Source organism: Mycolicibacterium sp. 624 (assembly GCF_040548615.1).
GTDB lineage: Bacteria > Actinomycetota > Actinomycetes > Mycobacteriales > Mycobacteriaceae > Mycobacterium.
This window is the reverse complement of the sequence record NZ_JBEPRZ010000002.1, coordinates 615471-634258: the sequence shown is the minus strand read 5'-3', so window position 1 is coordinate 634258 and position 18788 is coordinate 615471. Positions and strand designations below refer to the sequence as shown.

Annotated in this window: 16 protein-coding genes; 7 read left to right on the top strand and 9 right to left on the bottom strand. The window is 67.6% G+C overall.

The annotated features are described in order from the left end of the window. Window positions 1-5: 5 nt before the first annotated feature. A complete protein-coding gene (gene soxR, locus ABIA65_RS09970) occupies window positions 6-437 on the bottom strand; it encodes a redox-sensitive transcriptional activator SoxR (RefSeq protein ID WP_354523423.1) in 432 nt (143 codons plus the stop codon). Between soxR and arcA the strand changes: the two genes are divergently transcribed. Further along, entirely contained in the window at window positions 436-1683 is a 1248-nt protein-coding gene (gene arcA, locus ABIA65_RS09965) for an arginine deiminase (RefSeq protein WP_502919542.1), read from the top strand. The genes soxR and arcA overlap by 2 nt on opposite strands. A gap of 67 nt (window positions 1684-1750) precedes the next feature. Here the strand turns inward: arcA and ABIA65_RS09960 are convergent, their stop codons facing one another. After that, window positions 1751-2602, bottom strand: a complete 852-nt coding sequence (locus tag ABIA65_RS09960; protein ID WP_354523421.1) for a hypothetical protein — start codon at window positions 2600-2602, stop codon at window positions 1751-1753. A 110-nt stretch (window positions 2603-2712) separates the two neighbouring features. Beyond that, window positions 2713-4188: a dolichyl-phosphate-mannose--protein mannosyltransferase gene (locus ABIA65_RS09955; RefSeq protein WP_354523752.1), complete on the bottom strand. Its 1476-nt coding sequence runs from the start codon at window positions 4186-4188 to the stop codon at window positions 2713-2715. 93 nt (window positions 4189-4281) lie between these two features. On the opposite strand from ABIA65_RS09955, the gene rsmI reads away from it, so the two are divergent. Then, entirely contained in the window at window positions 4282-5118 is an 837-nt protein-coding gene (gene rsmI, locus ABIA65_RS09950) for a 16S rRNA (cytidine(1402)-2'-O)-methyltransferase (RefSeq protein ID WP_241403485.1), read from the top strand. Here the strand turns inward: rsmI and ABIA65_RS09945 are convergent. Next, window positions 5074-6342, bottom strand: a complete 1269-nt coding sequence (locus ABIA65_RS09945) for an aminodeoxychorismate synthase component I (RefSeq protein WP_354523751.1) — start codon at window positions 6340-6342, stop codon at window positions 5074-5076. The two genes, rsmI and ABIA65_RS09945, sit on opposite strands and share 45 nt — an antisense overlap. A 196-nt stretch (window positions 6343-6538) precedes the next feature. Between ABIA65_RS09945 and ABIA65_RS09940 the strand changes: the two genes are divergently transcribed. Both ABIA65_RS09940 and ABIA65_RS09935 read left to right on the top strand, forming a co-directional pair. Then, a complete protein-coding gene (locus ABIA65_RS09940) occupies window positions 6539-7840 on the top strand; it encodes an MFS transporter (protein WP_241403486.1) in 1302 nt (433 codons plus the stop codon). Next, window positions 7837-9477 carry an amidohydrolase gene (locus tag ABIA65_RS09935; protein ID WP_354523420.1) on the top strand — a complete coding sequence of 547 codons (1641 nt, stop codon included), beginning with the start codon at window positions 7837-7839 and terminating at the stop codon, window positions 9475-9477. The genes ABIA65_RS09940 and ABIA65_RS09935 overlap by 4 nt, the downstream gene beginning before the upstream one ends. Here ABIA65_RS09935 and ABIA65_RS09930 read toward each other — a convergent pair. The 4 genes from ABIA65_RS09930 to metG all read right to left on the bottom strand — a co-directional run bounded on the left by ABIA65_RS09930 (window position 9456) and on the right by metG (window position 14835). Further along, a complete protein-coding gene (locus tag ABIA65_RS09930) occupies window positions 9456-10988 on the bottom strand; it encodes a PucR family transcriptional regulator (RefSeq protein ID WP_241403488.1) in 1533 nt (510 codons plus the stop codon). The two genes, ABIA65_RS09935 and ABIA65_RS09930, sit on opposite strands and share 22 nt — an antisense overlap. 46 nt (window positions 10989-11034) lie before the next feature. Next, the gene (locus ABIA65_RS09925) at window positions 11035-11928 is read right to left on the bottom strand and encodes an RNA polymerase sigma-70 factor (protein WP_354523419.1); all 894 of its coding nucleotides are present in this window, start codon (window positions 11926-11928) and stop codon (window positions 11035-11037) included. A gap of 28 nt (window positions 11929-11956) precedes the next feature. Continuing rightward, window positions 11957-13162 carry an NAD(P)/FAD-dependent oxidoreductase gene (locus ABIA65_RS09920; RefSeq protein ID WP_354523418.1) on the bottom strand — a complete coding sequence of 402 codons (1206 nt, stop codon included), beginning with the start codon at window positions 13160-13162 and terminating at the stop codon, window positions 11957-11959. 101 nt (window positions 13163-13263) lie between these two features. Then, the gene (gene metG / locus ABIA65_RS09915) at window positions 13264-14835 is read right to left on the bottom strand and encodes a methionine--tRNA ligase (protein ID WP_354523417.1); all 1572 of its coding nucleotides are present in this window, start codon (window positions 14833-14835) and stop codon (window positions 13264-13266) included. Window positions 14836-14861: 26 nt separating this feature from the next. Between metG and ABIA65_RS09910 the strand changes: the two genes are divergently transcribed. The 3 genes from ABIA65_RS09910 (at window position 14862) to rsmA (ending at window position 17867) form a co-directional block, all read left to right on the top strand. Then, window positions 14862-15731, top strand: a complete 870-nt coding sequence (locus ABIA65_RS09910; RefSeq protein WP_354523416.1) for a TatD family hydrolase — start codon at window positions 14862-14864, stop codon at window positions 15729-15731. A gap of 103 nt (window positions 15732-15834) precedes the next feature. Further along, window positions 15835-16962, top strand: coding sequence for a resuscitation-promoting factor (locus tag ABIA65_RS09905; RefSeq protein WP_354523415.1), 1128 nt, complete (start codon window positions 15835-15837; stop codon window positions 16960-16962). Beyond that, window positions 16959-17867, top strand: a complete 909-nt coding sequence (gene rsmA / locus ABIA65_RS09900; protein ID WP_241405501.1) for a 16S rRNA (adenine(1518)-N(6)/adenine(1519)-N(6))-dimethyltransferase RsmA — start codon at window positions 16959-16961, stop codon at window positions 17865-17867. Before ABIA65_RS09905 ends, rsmA begins: the two co-directional genes overlap by 4 nt. 28 nt (window positions 17868-17895) lie before the next feature. Here rsmA and ABIA65_RS09895 read toward each other — a convergent pair whose 3' ends face one another. Further along, window positions 17896-18693 carry a serine/threonine-protein kinase gene (locus tag ABIA65_RS09895; protein ID WP_354523414.1) on the bottom strand — a complete coding sequence of 266 codons (798 nt, stop codon included), beginning with the start codon at window positions 18691-18693 and terminating at the stop codon, window positions 17896-17898. Between the last annotated feature and the right edge of the window lie 95 nt (window positions 18694-18788).

The following is an 18788-nucleotide window of genomic DNA, read 5'->3' as shown; positions in this document are numbered from 1 at the left end:
CGAATTCACAGGTTGGCCGCCCCGGGACCCTGTGCGGCCAGGACGTCGCCCGGGTTCGCCAGCGAGCATGTCTTGAGGCTCAGGCAACCGCAGCCGATGCAGCCGGTGAGGTTGTCCCGCAGGCGTTGCATGTGCAGGATCCGCTCGTCGAGATCGGCGCGCCAGGTCGCGGACAGGCGCGCCCAGTCCTTGCTCGTCGGGACGCGGTCCGTCGGGAGCGTCGCCAGGGCCTCGCGGATGCGGGCCAGCGGGATGCCGAGCCGCTGCGACATCCGGATGAACGCCACGCGGCGCAGGGTCTCGCGGGCGTAACGCCGCTGGTTGCCCGACGTGCGCCTGCAGTGGATCAGGCCCTCGCGTTCGTAGAAGTGCAGCGCGGAGACCGCCACCCCGCTGCGGTGTGACATCTCACCCGGTGTCAGTTCGATTGTCTCCATGACCTCAACGATAGTTGAGGTGTGGATTGGCGTTACGGTGCTAGACGTGACGGAAACGCAGCTGGGCGTCGATTCCGAGGTCGGCACGCTGCGCGCTGTCATCGTGCACCGGCCGGGTGCCGAACTGCAGCGACTGACACCGCGCAACAACGACAGGCTGCTTTTCGACGGCCTGCCGTGGGTGGCCAAGGCGCAGCAGGAACACGACGCGTTCACCGCGCTGCTGCGTGCCCGAGGCGTCGAGGTGCTGCTCCTGGGCGACCTGCTGACCGAGGCGCTGTCCAGTGGAGCGGCCCGCATGCACGGCATCTCGGCGGCCGTCGATGCGCGTCGCCTGGGACAGCCCCTGGCGCAGGAACTCTCGGCCTACCTGCGCTCGCTCGAGGCAGGCCCGCTTGCACACGTGCTGATGGCCGGCATGACCTTCAACGAGCTGCCGCACGGTGAGCTCTCGCTCGTGCGGCGCATGCACCACGGCGGTGACTTCGTCATCGATCCGCTGCCCAACCTGCTGTTCACCCGCGACTCGTCGTTCTGGATCGGGCCGCGGGTGGCGATCACCTCGCTGGCCCTGCCCGCCCGCATCCGCGAGACCTCGCTGACCGACCTGGTGTACGCGCACCATCCGCGATTCCTCGGTGTGCGCCGGGCCTATGAGTCGCGCTCCGCGCCGGTCGAGGGCGGTGACGTCCTCCTGCTGGGGCAGGGTGTGGTGGCCGTCGGGGTGGGGGAGCGCACCACGCCCGCGGGTGCGGAGGCGCTGGCGCGCAGCCTGTTCGACGACGATCTCGCGCACACCGTGCTGGCGGTGCCGATCGCCCAGGAACGCGCCCAGATGCACCTCGACACCGTCTGCACCATGGTCGACGTCGACACCGTGGTGATGTACCCGAACATCGTCGACTCCCTGTCGGCGTTCACGATTCACCGCGCCCCGGGTGGCGTGCGGATCGATGACGCGCAGCCGTTCGTCAGGGCGGCTGCCGAGGCGATGGGCATCGAGGAGCTGCGCGTCATCGACACCGGCCTCGATCCCGTGACCGCCGAGCGCGAGCAGTGGGATGACGGCAACAACACGTTGGCCCTGGCGCCCGGCGTTGTCGTCGCCTACGAGCGCAACTCCGAGACCAATGCGCGGCTGGCGGATTCGGGTATCGAGGTGCTGGCGATCGCCGCCTCGGAGTTGGGCACCGGCCGCGGTGGTCCGCGGTGCATGGCGTGCCCCGCCGCCCGCGACCCGCTCTAGCCCACCCCCCTCCCACGTCTGCCGTGAGACTGCGCCCAGGGTCGTGATCCGCGCGCAGGCGCGACCCTCAGCGCAGTTTCACGTGATGGCCGCGTCGCGCGAACGCATCTGCGGTCCGCGTGATGACGAATCGCCGCGAGTGTTCGGCCACGACGTGCAGGTCGATCCAGCCCTGGCGCCTGACGAGTTCGTTGCGGCCGATGTCGTGGACGTAGCGAGGGCGACTACTGCGGTGTTCTTCGCCGTCGTAGTCGGCGCCGACCATGGGCTCCTCCCAACCCATGTCGAGGAACGCGTTCGCGAAGCCATCGGTGACGTGGATCTGCGTGGTGGGTCGAGGAAAGCCGGCGTCGATGTACCACAGTCGCAGTCGGGTCTCCCTTGGCGATTGTCCGCCGGCGTCCATCAGGTCGAGTGCGATTCCCGCGCGACGGAGTCCACGCGCCCGACGATGCCGGGAGGTCAGCGAGAGCGCTTCGGCTGCGGTGACGTTGCAGGCCCCCGCCAGAGCATCGAGATGTCGAACCGCGTCATCGCGCGGAAGGTGGCGGCCGAGGTCGAGTGCGGTGCGTGCGGGTGAGGTCACCAGCATCCCGCCGATCTCGACGACCTCGTCGGCGTCGATCCTCTCGTTGCGCATGATGATGCCGTTCGGCGAGCGGTCGCGTCCCCCAATGAGTTCGATCGGCGTGACATCGTCGATCCACTTCGCACCGTGCAACGACGCCGCCGCGCGTCCGGCGATGATCCCGTCGCGACCCGACCACAACCACGCGCCGGCGATCCGCGATCGCAGATCGGTGACGGCGGTCTTCGGCAGGTAGGCGCCCGGGAAGATCGCGGCGTAGTTCCAGCGCAGCTGGCTCCTCGTCAGGCGTCCGCTCGCCAGTCGCTCGCTGCCGACGAAGATCTCCCGCATGCGGCCATACTCGACAGCCTGGGCGACAAATCTCCGCCGTCGCGGTGAGACTGCGAGTAGGGCTGTGGATAACTCGAAATCACGACCCTGGGCGCAGTTTCACGCCGCGGCTAGCGCCAGGACGGTAACCAGATCTGCATGTGCCACGTCGCCTGGGAGATCGGCAGGCCGGTGAGAATGGGGAACATCCAGGCGAAGTTTGTGATGACCGCCGCGACGTAGAAGCACACCACGAACAGGCCGAGGGTGTGTCTCTCCGCATTTTGCCTTGGCGCGTACAGGATGTCGCCGAGGATCAGCGCGATCGCCATCACCAGGAACGGGGCCATCGGCGCGGCGTAGAAGAAGTACATCTGCCGGTCGATGTCGGCGAACCACGGCAGGAAACCCGCGAAGTAGCCCACCAGGACCGCGGCGTAACGCCAGTCTCGCTTGACGAAGGCCCGCCATATCGCCCAGCCCAGCACCGGCACTGCGATGAACCACATGGCCGGCGTGCCTGCCAGCATGACGGCCTTGACGCAGGACTGGGCGCCGCATCCCGCGATGTTGTCCTGATCGATCGCGTACAGCACGGGCCGCAGCGACATCGGCCACGTCCACGGCTTGGACTCCCACGGATGGTGGTTGCCGTCGGCGTTGGTCAGCCCGGAGTGGAAGGTGTACACCGAGTACGTGTAGTGCCACAGTGACCGGATCGCGTTGGGCAGCAACCCGTCGTCACCGATCGTGCGGCCCTCCTCGTGCCGATAGGCCCCGGTCTCGGAGGCGAACCATCCCGCGAACGACGCAAGGTACACGCCCAGCGGGATGAGGCCCATCGCGTACACCGTCGGGCCGAGATCGCGGCGCAACGTCCCCAACCACGGCCGCGGTACCCGGTACTGGCGTCGAGCCGCGACATCGAACGCCAGCGTCATCAGGCCGAAGAACAGGATGAAGTACAACCCCGACCACTTGGTCGCGAAGGCAAGGCCCAGCAGCACGCCCGCACCGAAGCGCCACCAGCGCACGCCCAGCCGCGGACCCCATGCCGTCTCGCCGATGCGGCCCTCCAGCAGCGCGATGTGCATGCGCTCCCGCATCTGGTCGCGGTCGACGATCAGCGCACCGAACGCCGCCACCACGAAGACCACCAGGAACACGTCGAGCAGCGCGGTCCGTGCCGACACGAAGCTGACGCCATCGGCGATGATCAGCAGCCCGGCGATGCCGCCGATGAGTGTGGAGCGCGTCATGCGGCGCACGATGCGCGCCACGAGCAGCACGATGACGACACCGCAGACCGCGCCGCTGAACCGCCAGCCCAGCCCGTTGTAGCCGAAGATGGCCTCGCCTGCGGCCATGAGCAGCTTGCCGACCGGCGGATGGACCACCAGGCCGTAGCCGGGATTGTCCTCGACGCCGTGGTTGCCCAGAATCTGATACGCCTGCGGCGCGTAGTGCTTCTCGTCGAAGATCGGCGTGCCGCCGTCGGTGGGCGAACCGAGGTTGAGGAACCGAGTGATGGCTGCCAGTGCCGTGATCACGGCCGTCATGACCCAGCCCTGCATGCGGTCCAGCGGGCCGAAGTCCGGCACCGGCATCAGCGGGGCGGGACTGATCACCGGCACCGCGCGTGGGGTAGCCACGTGGTCGACGGGCGGGGCGGTCACGCTTGCGATCGTAGGCTGTGCGGTGTGACAGATGGCCGACTGCTGCTGGCAGCCACACCGTTGGGCCAGGTCGGCGACGCCTCGGCGCGTCTGATCGAGGCATTGGGCAGCGCCGACGTGATCGCCGCCGAGGACACCCGGCGTGTTCGTGGGCTGGCCCAGTCGCTCGATGTGAAGCCCGAGGGGCGCATCGTCAGCTTCTTCGACCAGAACGAGGCCTCGAGGGTGCCGTGGCTGATCGAGGAGATCACCGGCGGCGCGACGGTACTGGTCGTCAGCGATGCAGGCATGCCGCTCATCAGCGATCCCGGGTACCGACTGGTCTCCGCGTGCGCCGACGCCGGACTGACGGTGAGCTGTCTGCCGGGTCCGTCGGCGGTGACGACGGCGCTGGCCGTCTCGGGCCTGGCATCGGACCGGTTCTGCTTCGAGGGTTTCGCGCCGCGTAAGCACTCCGCGCGCCTGACGTGGCTGGCCGCTCTGGCCAAGGAACAACGCACATGCGTCTTCTTCGAGTCGCCGCGTCGGCTGGGTGAACTCCTGCGCGACGCCGTCGAGGCCCTTGGCGCGGACCGTCGCGCCGTCGTGTGCCGCGAGCTGACCAAGACCCACGAGGAGGTCAAGCGGGGCTCACTGGCCGAGCTCGCCGACTGGGCCGCCGACGGTGTGCTCGGTGAGATCACCGTCGTCCTGGCGGGCGCCGTGCCGAGTGCCGACCCCGACGCGATGGTCGCCGAGGTCATCGCGCTGGTGGACGACGGGATGCGGGTCAAGGACGCCTGCGCTCAGGTGGTGGCCGCCAACCCGGGTGCCCCGTCACGGCGTGAGTTGTACGACGCCGTCCTGCGCGCTCGCGATTAGCTCCCCGATGCGGTCGGCGCCGACGATCGCCGCGGCCTTGTGCAGGCACTCCTCCCACTCGCGGTCGGGGTCGGAATCGGCCGTGATGCCGCCGCCGACACCCAGCACCGCCGAGCCGTCGGCGCCGAACTCCACCGTGCGGATCGCGACGTTCAGTTCGCAGCCGGCGACTGGCGAGGCCAGCCCGACTGTCCCGCAATAGATTCCGCGTCTCGCCCGCTCCCACGTCGCGAGCAGTTGGCGGGCGCGGGTCTTCGGGGTGCCGGTGACGGAGGCGGGCGGGAACGTCGCGTCGAGCACCGCGGCCATCGGCAGGTCGACGTCGACGCGCGCCGTCACCGTCGACACCAGGTGCCACACACCCGGCGCGGGGCGTACCACCAGCAGCTCGGGCACCGTCACCGAGCCCGTGACCGCGACGCGACCGAGGTCATTGCGGACCAGGTCGACGATCATCACGTTCTCGGCGACGTCCTTGACCGACGCGCGCAGCGCCGCCGGCGGTTGGTCCAGCGGCAGCGTGCCCTTGATGGGGCTCGACGTGACGTCGTGGCCCCGTCGGCACAGGAACAGCTCGGGCGACAGCGATGCCACCGCACCCCAGTCACCCGTGACGAACGCCGCGCGGGCGGGTGCGGTGCGGGCCACAGAGTCGGCGAACAGGTCGACGGGCGCACCGTCGATCCGCCCGACGAACTGGGTGCATACGCAGGCCTGGTAGACCTCGCCCGCGCGGATGGCCTCCAGGCAGGCGGCCACCCCGCCGCGGTGGGTGGCGCGGTCCGGCGCCTGCCAGTCGAGGTGGTAGGGACGGACGTCCGGCGGCGCGCGGAGCGCGTCGGTGATCCAGCCGGGAAGTGCTGCACCGGAGAGGCTTTCGTACCACCATCGGCCGCCGACGTCCTGGCGTAGCACGCTGTCCGTCCACCCGCCCGCGGCGACCGGGATGGTGGGGCCGCGGCCGTCGGCAGCGGGATCCGGATAGGACAGGTAGCCGATCCAGCCGCCGCCGACAACACCGGTCTGGGCGCCGGGCGCGACATCGAACACCTCGTCGACACCGACTGGTGCGACGTCGACGCTGGGGGCGATCACGGCGCGGGAGCCGAACCAGTCTCCGGTCAGCGCCGCCGGTGGCGGCAGTCCGAGCCGGGACGTGGCCGCGGTCAGAGCGCGCAGCACCGCCGGGGCGTTACCCGGGTCCGGCAGCGGCTCGACGTGCACCGTGCCAGCTTGCTGCGTCGTGTACTCCCAGGCAAAGCGCCGCAGGTAGAGCCTGGACATTTGTCGATTCGAGAGCGATTGGCTCGACGAATGTCACGTTGTGTCCGTCACAACTCGCTCCCTAGCGTGATCACGAGCACCTCGCGTCCCAGCGGCGTCGTGTATTCCGACAGTCTTCGTTCAGTAAGGAAAAACAGTGGCGAGAGATTCGGTCCCAGAAGCGCGGCCACGGCGGGCGGCATTGGCCGCCCTCGCCGGAACCAGCATCGAGTGGTACGACTTCTTCATCTACGCGACGGCCGCCGCGCTCGTCTTCCGAGAAGTGTTCTTCCCCCCTGACATGGATCCGGTGCTCGGCACCATCGTCGCGTTCGGCACCACGTCCTTCGGCTACCTGGGCCGGCCGCTCGGCGCCTTCATCTTCGGCTACTTCGGTGACCGATTCGGTCGAAAGCCCGTGCTCATCAGCACCCTGCTGTTGATGGGCATCGGCACGGTGGGCATCGGTCTGCTGCCGTCCTATGAGTCAGTCGGCGCCATCGCACCGCTGCTCCTCATAACCCTTCGCCTGCTGCAGGGCGTGGCAATGGGCGGCGAGTGGGGTGGTGCGGCGCTGTTGGCGATCGAGCACGCCCCGGCTGACCGTCGCGCGTTCTTCGGGTCGTTCGCCCAGCTCGGCTCCTCGGTGGGTGCGACGCTGTCCGCCGCGGTGTTCGCCGTTTCTGCACATATCGGCGACGGCCTTGCCGCCGGCTCGTGGCGGATACCGTTCCTGCTGTCGGCCGTGCTCGTCGTCGTCGGGCTCATCGTCCGGCTGGTCGTCGGGGAGTCACCGGAGTTCGCCCGTGCGCGCGCTGCCCAGGAACTCTCGGCGACGCCCGTGGCAGAGGTGTTCCGGTCACCGCGGCCCCTGCTCATCGGATTGGGCGCGATGCTCGTGGCGACGGGCGGTTACTACGTCACATCGTCGTTCTTCCTCGCTTACGCATCCGAGGAGGCCGGAGTACCCGTCGACCTGTTGCTCAACGCGCTGATCATCGGTGGCCTCTTCGAGATGGTGTTCGTTCCCCTCGCCGGTTGGCTCGGTGACAAGTGGAAGCCGCAATACGTGGTGGTGGTCGGTCTCATCGGGATCGCCGTCGTCTCGGTGCCGCTGTATCTGCTCGCACACACCGGCTCGTTCCTGGTGATCACGGCGATGCTGGTGGTGACGGCCCTGTTCACCGGATTCAACTACGGACCGATCGCGGCGGTACTCGCCAGCATCTTCCCAGTTCGAGTGCGCTACACGGGAACATCGCTGGCCTACCAGGGTGCGGCCCTGACGGCCGGCGCGTTGACGCCGATCGTGCTGCCCACCCTGCTCGGAATGTCGGCTGGTTCGCCGATCCTGATCTTCGGCTACCTCGCGGTGCTGTGCGTCGCGGCCGCCAGTTGCGTGCTGGCAACGCGGAAGCTCTCCGTCCTGGTCGGTACGACGAAGGAAGCGGTTGCATGACAAGCGATCTCAACGAGGTGCTGATCGTCGGGGGCGTCATCCGGCCACACGCGAGTGATGCTGCGGTAGCGGCGATGCTGATACGCGGCGAACGCATTGTCGCGGTGGGGACCGAAGCCGAGTGCCGCTCACAGGCCGCGGGCGAGGTTGATGTCATCGACATCGATGGAGCCACAGTGCTTCCGGGGTTCGTCGACGCCCACTGCCATCCGCTCATGCACGGGCAGTTCGCGTCATGGGTCGACTGCAGCTGGGAAGCCGCCCCGACGATTGACGACGTCGTCGCGGCACTCGCCGAGCGCGCTGCCCACCAACCTGGAGCGGTGCGCGGCAGGGGTTTTCACCACGGCAATGTGGCCGAGGCGCGACTGCTCACCCGCCACGATCTCGATCGCGTCGCCCAGGACCGGGAAGTGCTCGTCTTCCACTCGAGCGGGCACGGGGCCATGGCGAACAGTGCGACGCTGCTCGCGATGGGGGTCACGGCCGACACCCCCGATCCGCCCGGCGGGCACTTCGGTCGGGAGCCTGACGGCACGCCCGACGGCACCGTCTGGGATGCGGCGGCGGACTGGCTCACCGGGCGACACGGCGTGAAGATCACCAACAACGGCCCGAACTTTCACCTTTCCGACGATGCCGCGGTACTCGATGCGCAACTGCTCGCCGCGCAGGCGGAGATGCACTCGCGCGGTGTCACCACGATCGTCGACGCGCAGGTGACGGCGCGCGAACTCAGCGCGTATCTGCGTGCGAACAAGGCCGGTGCGCTGACCATGCGCGCCGAGCTACTGATGATCTCGAGCCTGATCGGTGAACTCGAGAACCTGGGAATCTGCGGCCGTTTCGGCGACGACCGCCTCGCCATCGCAGGCGTGAAGCTCTACGCGGATGGCGCGCTCACCGCCGGCACCGCGCGCTTCTCGGAGCCGTACTGCTGCAGCCCCGACGACTTCGGCTACCTCTACCATCCGAACGGAGAACTCGCCGAACTCATTGCCCGGGTGACCGCGCTCGGCCTGCAGGCGGCAACGCATGCACAGGGCGACGCCGCGATCCAGTTGGTGCTCGACGCGCACGCCGGCCTGCCCGCGCCCACGCGCGACGCACGCCACCGGATCGAGCACTTCGGCGGTCCCACCGAGGAGCAGGTGCACCGTTGCCGCGATCTCGAGCTGTGGCCGATAACGCAGCCGCAGTACCTCCTGCGCTACGGCGACGAGTTGACCGGTGCGCTCGGCGAGCGTGCGCAGCGTCTGACCCCGCTCGGCGAGATCCGGGATGCGGGTGTCCCGGTGGTGCTGTCCTCGGATGCTCCGGTCTGCCCGCCGCATCCACTGGAGGCGGTGGCCGCCGCCGTCCAGCGTCGAACCCTGTCGGGACAGCGACTCGGGTCAGATGCCCAATGTCTCACCGTTGAGCAGGCTTTGCGGGCGCACACCCTGACGGCGGCGGCATCGGCGCACCGCGAGCATGCCGTCGGTTCCCTGGAGGAGGGAAAGTTCGCCGATTTCGTCGTGCTCGCCCGGGACCCGTTGACCGTCGAGGCCGGGGAACTCGCGGGAATCGACGTCGAGGCGACGTGGGTGAGCGGGCGAAAGGTGTTCGACCGCAGTCATTCCTCGCTCATCAGCTGAACCGCGGTCCAGAGTTCGAGGCGGTCGCGCAGCTTGTCGAGGTCGAGGCCGAGCAGGCGCCCGGCCAGTTGCATCCGGTTGCGCAGGGTGTGGCGGTGGATGCCAAGCTCGCGAGCCGTCGCGTCCCACGCGCACTCGTTCTGCACCCACACTCGTACGGTCGTGAGAAGTTCGGCGCCCTTGTCCACGTCGTGCTCGTGCAGAACGCGCAGGATGCCGCGGGCCACCGTGCCCACCTGTTCGCGGCGAAGCAGGCCGAGCATTCCCTGATCTAGGAACTCGGGGAAGGTCACGCTCGGTCGGCCGGTTTCGACGGCGTGCCGAAGCGCGCGTTCGGATTCGGCGACCCCGCGGGACAGCGCCTCGAACGACACGGCGGCCGATATGCCGACGGGAATCGAGTGGCGGGCGAGCAACTGCAGGAGCTCCTGGGGCGGCGGGCTCTCGGCCAGCATGACGATCCGATCGCCACGCTGGGTGAAGAAGACACGGCCACGGCGTTCCTCGGCCTCCCGCTCGAGAGCATCCAACAGGAAGTCGCTGTGATGCGGCCGCGGTGCGACCATCACGGTCACGGGTTCAGCGGGCAGCCCGCCCCAGACTGACGTCGCCGTGCGCATCGCGAGCGCTCGGTCGCCCTTGAGGAGTTGCTCGAACAGGCCCGACCGCAAATGGTGATACGCCTTGTCGAGGGCCCGGTTCTGCGTGAGCGCCAGGCTCGCAAGGGCGATAACACTGTTGACGAGGTCGGCGGCCGCCGGATCGGACCACTCCAGGCCCTCCAGCACGAGCGCGCCGTCGAGGCGCTTACCGTGGCCGATCGTCTGGACCGTGAATTCCCGATCACCGAGTTCGACACGTGACGAGGAGCGCACGCCACGCTCCAGCGAGGCGCGCACCGCGTCCCGAATAGCGTTGTCCAGCTCCGTGATCGGTGGATCTGTTGGGGACCGGACGCGCGATCCCGCCGCGTCGAACAACTGCGCCGAACAGTCCAACTGCTCGGCCAGTTCGACCAGGATGGACGTCAGGCCATCGGGCCGCAGCGCCGCCCGCGCGATCGCCCGCTGGGCGTCGAGTGACCACCGGATGCGCGCGTGCTGTTCCTGAGCCAGCTCATCGGCCACATAGCGGGCGATGGCCAGAAACGGTGTGAGATCGGTGATCAGGAACATCGGCAGCCTGTGGCGACGGCACGCCGACTCCAGCTCCGGTGGCATGTGAACGTGAATCAACGGGGTGCCGAAGCCCAGGCCGAGTATTCCGTTCGCGCTGAGCCTCGCGACGTAGGCGTCGTAGATCTCCTGATCATGCGACCCGCGCGGGAACTGCGAGCCGTCGGTCAGCAACAGGTGCCCCGCGTCGAGAAACGGGGTCGGGTCGGGCAGTTCGGAACTGTGCACCCACGTCACCGGCTCGTCGATCGACGGTTCGTCCTCGCCGTCGCCCCCGACGACGAGCTGGGTACTTGCGTCCCAGCGCGCCAGCAGGGAGCGAATCGTGACGGGCATGAAGTCGACAGTACGACGCCCTCGCTGCCGGCGACGCCGGGGAGGCCTACCGGCCGATGGCGCGCGACACCGTCACGCCCGCCAGCTTCTCCGGGTTGCGCATGGCGTAGAAGTTCGTGATCTTGCCGTCGACGATCTCCACCGACACGACGCCCTCGAGGTTGTCGCCGAGGTAGAGCACGAGCGCCGGCGCACCGTTGTAGAAGGCGGGCTCGGCCCGACCGTCGGGCCCGCCGAGCCGGATGAGGCCGACGACCAGGCGCGCGACGCTGTCCGCACCCGACACCGGTCGGCGTGCGGCACTGACCTTTCCATCGCTATCGGCCGTCCACACCACGTCGGGGGCGAGCATGCTCATCAACCCGTCGATATCGCCCGTCGACGCGGTCACGAAGAACTGCGCCGTGAGTTCCAATGACGTCTTGGGATCGACGGGCTCGAAGCGCTTGCGCCGGGCCTGCACGTGCTCGCGGGCTCGGTGGGAGATCTGGCGCACCGCCGTCGTGGACTTGCCGATGGCCGACGCGATCTCGGCGTGCTCGAATCCGAACACCTCGCGAAGCACGAAGACCGCGCGCTCGTCGGGGGTCAGCGTCTCGAGCACCACCATCATGGCCATCGACACCGACTCGGCGAGTACGACGTCGGTTGACGCGTCGGCGACGTCGAGCAGCACGGGTTCGGGCAGCCACGGCCCGATGTACTCCTCGCGCCTACGGGCCTGGGCGCGCAGCGCGTTGAGCGACTGCCGGGTGACGAGCTGAGCGAGGTAGGCCTTGGTGTCCTGCACCTCTGACAGGTCGACATCGGCCCAGCGCAGATAGCTGTCCTGCAGTACGTCGTCGGCCTCCGTTGCGGCGCCCAGGATCTCGTAGGCGATGGTGAACAGCAGCGGACGCAGATGCGTGAACCGTTCGGCGTGCTCGCGCTCCGGTTTCATGGCGCACTCCGAGCGCGTGGCATGGCGCTCATCGGACTTCCCGCGGACGTGAGGAGCGATCGGAGGCGGCGGCCTTCGCCGCGGCCAGACGCTGCGCGCGCTTGCCACCCTTGAGCCAGAAGTACGAGCCCGGCTTGCGCGCCTCCTTGGCCAGGAACCCGACCGTGCCCTTGCAGATGGTCTCCTTGATCATCGCCGCGGCGCGTCCACCGATGTAGAGCGGTATCACCCGATCGTCGAAGTGGGCCAGCTGGATGGTGGCCGCGTTGCGTCCGAGGCTGATGCACTGCCCGGTGAACGCCTGGTTGATCACTGCGGGTTCGGAGCCCTCGATACGGCTCAGCACCGTGTTGGCGGCCTGGGCGCCGAGCGGAATCGCCGCCTGGCAGCTCATCCGCAGCGGTGAATCCGATGGTGCCGAGGCATCGCCCGCCGCCACGATGTAGGGGTTGTCGATGCTGGTCAGCGTCTCGTCGGTGAGCAGCCGCCCGATGGCGTCGGTGGCCAGACCACTGCGGATGGCCAGGTCAGGCACACCGAATCCGGCCGTCCAGATCGTCACGGCGCTACGCAGTTCACGCCCGTCGGTCAGTCGCACGGAGTCGGCGCGGACCTCGGTGACCAGCGTGTCGGGCCCGTCGACGACCTCGACGCCCAGCTTGCGCATCACCTTGGCCACCGACTTGCGGCCCCTCTCGTGCAGGTACGGGCCGAGCACCCCGCCGCACACCAGCGTCACCGCGTGCCCTGTCTCGGCGAGTTCGGTCGCCATCTCGATGCCGGTCGGGCCCGCACCGACGACCGTCACCGGTTCGCCGGGCCGAATGCCGGCGATTGCCTCGCGAAGCGGGGCGCCGTGCTCCAATTCCGATAGGGGGTGCGCGAATTCGGCGGCCCCGGGCACTGTCAGCGCGGCACCGGTGCTGCCGACGGCGTAGATCAGATAGTCGTAGTCGACGGTGCCGCCGGAGGCCAGCGTCACGGTGCGCGCCGGGGCATCGATCCGCTGGGCCGTGTCGACCAGCAGCCGGATATCGGCGCCGAGCATGTCGGCGTAGTCCACCACCGCGTCATCGGAGCCGGTGACCAACTGGTGCAGTCGAATCCGCTCGACGAACTCCGGCCGCGGATTGATCAGCGTGACGGCCACGTCGGGGTTCAGTCGCAGGTGATTGGCCGCGATGACGCCCGCGTATCCGCCACCGATCACGACGACGTTGGTCTGCTCGCTCATGTCCACTCCTCTGGGATCGATCCGGCTCCTCGTTGAGCCGCTGACCTCAAGACACCGGTGCCAGCCGGAGTGTGACACGTACTGACCGAATGTGGCTCAGCTCACTCCACTAGATACCGCGGGAACACACCCTCGGGTTTCGGCAGTGCCGTTCCGGGGCTCAGGCGGGTGCCGATGGCGTCGAACGACCTCGCGTCCGCGTCCTGGCCGAGCAGGTCGAGCAATTTGGCAGCGGACTCGGGCATCACGGGCTGCACGAGCAGTGCGGCGATCCGCACGGTCTCCAGCGTCGTGTAGAGCACCGTGCCGAATCGCTCCTGGTCCTGCGCGGCCTCGGACTTGCGCAGGACCCACGGTTCCTGCGCGGAGAAGTAGCGGTTGGCCGCCCCCAGCACCGACCAGATGGCCTCCAGCGCCAGATGCATCGCGGGCACGTCGAAGTGCGCGCGAACCTGTTCCAACAAGCCGTCTGCCAGCGCCAACATCTCACGGTCCGCGGCGGAGAACTCGCCTGGCTGCGGGACGGCGGCGTCGAGGTTCTTGTTCACCATCGACAACGAGCGCTGGGCCAGATTGCCCAACTCATTGGCCAGGTCGGCGTTGATCCGGCCGATGATCGCGTCCTCGTTGTAGCTGCCGTCCTGACCGAACGGCACCTCGCGCAGCAGGAAGTAGCGGACCTGATCCAGCCCGAAGGCGTCGACCAGCGCGATGGGGTCAACCACGTTGCCCACCGACTTGCTCATCTTCTCGCCACGGTTCAACAGGAAGCCGTGCACGAACACCCGCTTGGGCAGGGCGATTCCGGCAGACATCAGGAAGGCGGGCCAGTAGACGGTGTGGAACCGAATGATGTCCTTGCCGATCATGTGCAGATCGGCGGGCCAGTACTTCTTGAACGCCTCGGAAGAGGTATCCGGATATCCCGCGCCGGTCAGGTAGTTGGTCAACGCATCGACCCAGACGTACATCACGTGGTCGGGATGATCGGGCACCTGGACGCCCCAGTCGAATGTGGTGCGTGAGATGGAGAGGTCGCGCAGCCCACCCGAGACGAAGCTGACGATCTCGTTGCGCCGGACGTCGGGCCCGATGAACTCGGGATGATCCGCGTAGTGCGCGAGCAGTCGCTCGGCGTAGGCCGACAGCCGGAAGAAGTAGGTCTGCTCCTCGGTCCATGTGACGGGGGTGCCCGTCTCGGTGGCGATTCGGGTGCCGTCGGTCTGCACCTCGAGTTCGTCATCGGTGAAGAAGCGTTCGTCGCGCACCGAGTACCAGCCCGCGTACGTGTCTAGGTAGATGTCGCCCGCGGCGTTCATCTGGTTCCAGATCGCGATCGACGCCTCGATGTGGTCGGCGTCGGTGGTGCGGATGAAGCGGTCGAACGAGATGCCGAGCTTGTCCTGCATCGCCTGGAAGGCATCGGAGTTGCGACGCGCCAGATCGGCGGTCGGAATCCCCTCCGCGGCGGCGGTCTGGGCCATTTTGAGCCCGTGCTCGTCGGTGCCGGTGAGAAAGCGGACGTCGACACCGTCGAGCCGTTTGAACCGGGCGATCGCGTCGGTGGCGATGTACTCGTATGCGTGCCCGATGTGCGGTGCGCCGTTGGGGTACGCGATGGCGGTTGTCACGTAGAACGGTTCCCGCGTGGTCGGGGGTCTCGAGGTGCTCATCGCGCTTCACCCTATTGTTTTGTGTTGTGTCTGGGACAGTCGACGGTCCGGCGGCTCCGCCGCCGAGGGAGAAACGCACGCCCCCGCCGCTGCCCGAGCCATTGGCACCACTAGTCGACGCTCACACCCACCTCGATGCGTGCGGTGCGACCGATGCCGACGACGTGCGCGCGATCCTCGACCGTGCTGAATCCGTCGGCGTGCGTGCAGTCGTCACCATCGCCGACGATCTCGATGCCGCGAGGTGGGCCACCCAGGCGGCGGAGTGGGATCAGCGGGTCTACGCCGCGGTGGCACTGCATCCGACACGCGCGAACGCGTTGACCGATGACGCGCGTGCTGAACTCGAGCGCCTCGCCGAGCATCCCCGCGTGGTCGCGGTCGGGGAGACCGGGATGGATCTGTACTGGCCCGGCCGGCTCGAGGGCTGTGCGGATCCCGTTGACCAACGCGAGGCGTTCGCGTGGCACATCGATCTGGCGAAACGGACCGGCAAGCCGCTGATGATCCACAACCGTGACGCCGATGCCGCGGTCCTCGATGTTTTGCTGGCGGAGGGTGCTCCGGACACCGTGATCTTCCACTGCTTTTCCTCCGGGCCCGAGATGGCCCGCGAATGTGTGGACGCGGGGTGGTTGCTGAGCCTGTCCGGAACGGTCAGTTTCAAGAACGCGACACAGCTTCGGGAGGCGGCCCGGTTGATCCCGCCGGGGCAGCTACTCGTCGAGACCGACGCGCCGTTCCTGACCCCACATCCCTACCGGGGTGCACCGAATGAGTCGTACTGCCTGCCGTACACAGTGCGGGCATTGGCCGAGGTCGTGGGTCGGCCCGCAGAGGATTTGGCGCGGGAGACCGCGGAGACTGCGACGGCGACCTACCGAATCCGCACGTGACGTCAGTTGCCGCCACCTGACCCTTTGGTTACCGTCCTGTTATAGAAACGGCCTTTCCAATCGAATGTTCGGCGCTGGCCTTACCAGTCGGGGATAACCAATTTTGAATGCCTTACACAAACTAAATGACACTCGCTCGCCTTTATTGAAGGTCTGCGTCGCGCTTCTGCTTCTGGGTCTGGCGTTTGCGGGCAGCGTAGCTGTGACCGCGCACAAGACCGTCAAGCTCGTGGTCGACGGCACCGAGATGACGGTGTCGACCATGAAGTCGCACGTTATCGACGTCGTCGAGGAAAATGGCTTCGACCTCGGTGAACGCGATGACCTCTACCCGGCCGCCGACGCCGATGTGAGCCAGTCCGACACCATAGTGCTGCGCCGCAGCAGGCCCCTGCAGATTTCGCTGGACGGCCGGGACAGCCGCGAGGTCTGGACGACGGCGTCCACGGTGCAGGAGGCGCTGGCCCAGCTGTCGATGAATGACACCGCGCCGGCCGCCGCGTCACGTGCCACCCGGGTGCCGATAGGGGGCATGTCCCTGCCGGTCGTCAGTGCGCGCACGGTGAACATCAACGATGCGGGCGTGATGCGGACCGTGCACCTGGCGGCGGCGAACGTCGCCGGCCTACTTGAGGCCGCGGGCGCACCTCTGCAACAGAGCGACACGGTCGTGCCCGCCGCGTCCTCGCCCGTCGTCGAGGGGATGCGGGTCGACGTCACTCGGGTGCGTGTCGAAAAGGTGACCGAGCGGGCACCGCTGGTGCCGAACAACCGCCAGGTTCCCGACCCCACGATGAACATGAGCAGGAAGGTCGTCGAGGACCCGGGTATGCCCGGAACCCAGGACGTGACGTTTGCCGTGGCACGAGTGAACGGCGTCGAGACGGGCAGACTGCCAGTAGCCAATGTCGTCCTCACGCCGGCCCGTGACGGGGTGGTTCGGGTCGGGGCGAAGCCGGGCACCGAGGTGCCGCCGGTCTCCAACGGAGCCACATGGGATGCGCTTTCGCAGTGCGAAGCAGGTGGTAATTGGGCTATAAACACCGGCAACGGTTTTTACGGTGGTGTGCAATTTGACCTGAACACGTGGGAGCGAAGCGGCGGTCTAAGGTATGCTCCAAGAGCTGATCTGGCCACGCGGGAAGAGCAGATCACGATTGCTGAGGTAACTCGGGCACGCCAGGGTTGGGGTGCCTGGCCGACATGTAGTGGAAGGTTGGGAGTCCGCTGACCATCAGGCTCCTCGGGCGGACCGAGATAAGGCATCTGGCGAAGGAACTCGACTTCAGGCCGAAGAAGTCATTCGGTCAGAACTTCGTTCACGACGCGAACACCGTGCGACGAATCGTATCGGCGTCGGGTATCAATCGCCATGACCACGTGCTCGAGGTCGGTCCCGGCCTCGGGTCACTGACATTGGCGCTGCTCGATCGCGGGTCCCGTGTGACGGCGGTCGAGATCGATCCACTTCTGGCGCGTCAGCTGCCGAAGACGGTCGCCGAGCACTCCCACAGCGAGATCAGTCGCCTGTCGGTGTTGAACGAGGACATCCTCAAGCTCGGCAACGCCGACATCGAGGATGCGCCGACCGCCATGGTCGCCAACCTGCCGTACAACGTGGCCGTCCCCGCGCTGTTGCACTTGCTTGCGGAGTTCCCGACCATCCGGACCGTCATGGTCATGGTTCAGGCCGAGGTCGCCGAGCGACTCGCCGCCGAGCCCGGTGGCAAGGACTACGGCGTGCCGAGCGCGAAGATGCGCTTCTACGGCAGCGTCCGCCGATACGGCATGGTCTCCCCGACGGTCTTCTGGCCGATCCCGCGGGTGTACTCCGGTCTGGTGCGCATCGACCGCTACGAGACGTCGACGTGGCCGACGGACGCGGAGTTCCGCGACGAGGTCTTCAAGCTGATCGACATCGCGTTCGCGCAGCGCCGCAAGACCTCGCGTAATGCATTCGCCGAATGGGCGGGCTCGGGCAACGAGTCCGCCGAGCGACTGCTGTCGGCCAGCATCGACCCGGCTCGTCGCGGTGAGACGCTGAGCATTGCCGACTTCGTCCGTCTTCTGCAGCGCTCGGGGTGGAAGCCTCAGCAGCAGCCGAAGACCACCGAGGAACAACAGCGCGTCCTGTAGATCGTGGCGGCGCTGACATCGGCGCCGATCATCCCAGCGCGCGGGTCACCAGCCGGATGAACTCCGCGCACGCCGTATAGCGATGGTCGGGGTCCTTGGCCATGGCCTTGGCGAGGACTGTGTCGAACGCATGCGTCATTCCGGCAACACGACCCGCGAAGCGTGGCACCGGACGGTTGAGGTGCGCGTCGACCAGATCCGTCGTCGTGGTCGGGGCGTAAGGCCCTCTCCCGGTGAGTAGTTCGACTGTGGTGCAGGCCAGCGCGTACTCGTCGGATGCAGCGGATGGTGCCCGCCCGCGCAGCAGCTCCGGCGCGGCGTAGGGCAGGCTGGCCTCGACGTGCGTGGGTCGATGGTGAGCGTCCTGCGCCAGTGAGTGCGCCACCCCGAAATCGATGAGCACGACGCCGCCGGATGAGAAGTTCTGGCGTACAAGCACGTTCGACGGCTTCACGTCGCAGTGCACGATACCTCTCCGATGCGCGTGGTCGAGCGCATCGGCGACCTGGGCCAGTGCGGTGAGGCGGTCGGTCATCGTGTCGAGGTTGGTCACCAGGCCGCCGTCGACCAGTTCCATTGCCAGCCAAGCCGTGCCGCACTCGTACACCGTCACGACGTGTGGATGACGCAGTCGCCCGGCGAAGTCGAACTCGCGTCGGATTCGGTCGAATTGAGCGGTTTGTCGGTGTCTGGCATCGAGAACCTTGAGTGCCACCGCGCGGTTCGGCTCCGAGGCGTGGTGGGCTCGGTAGACCGTCGCGGATCCGCCGTGGCCGACGGCCTCATCGATGACGTAGGCCGCGAACCGATCGTCGGGCGCGAGCACAGTCTCAGGCTACGGTGATCCTTGACACATCTTCGCGGCGATCACTAGCGTTGCCACTAGCGGGTTTTGCCGCCCGCTGTGAGCGGCGGGATTAA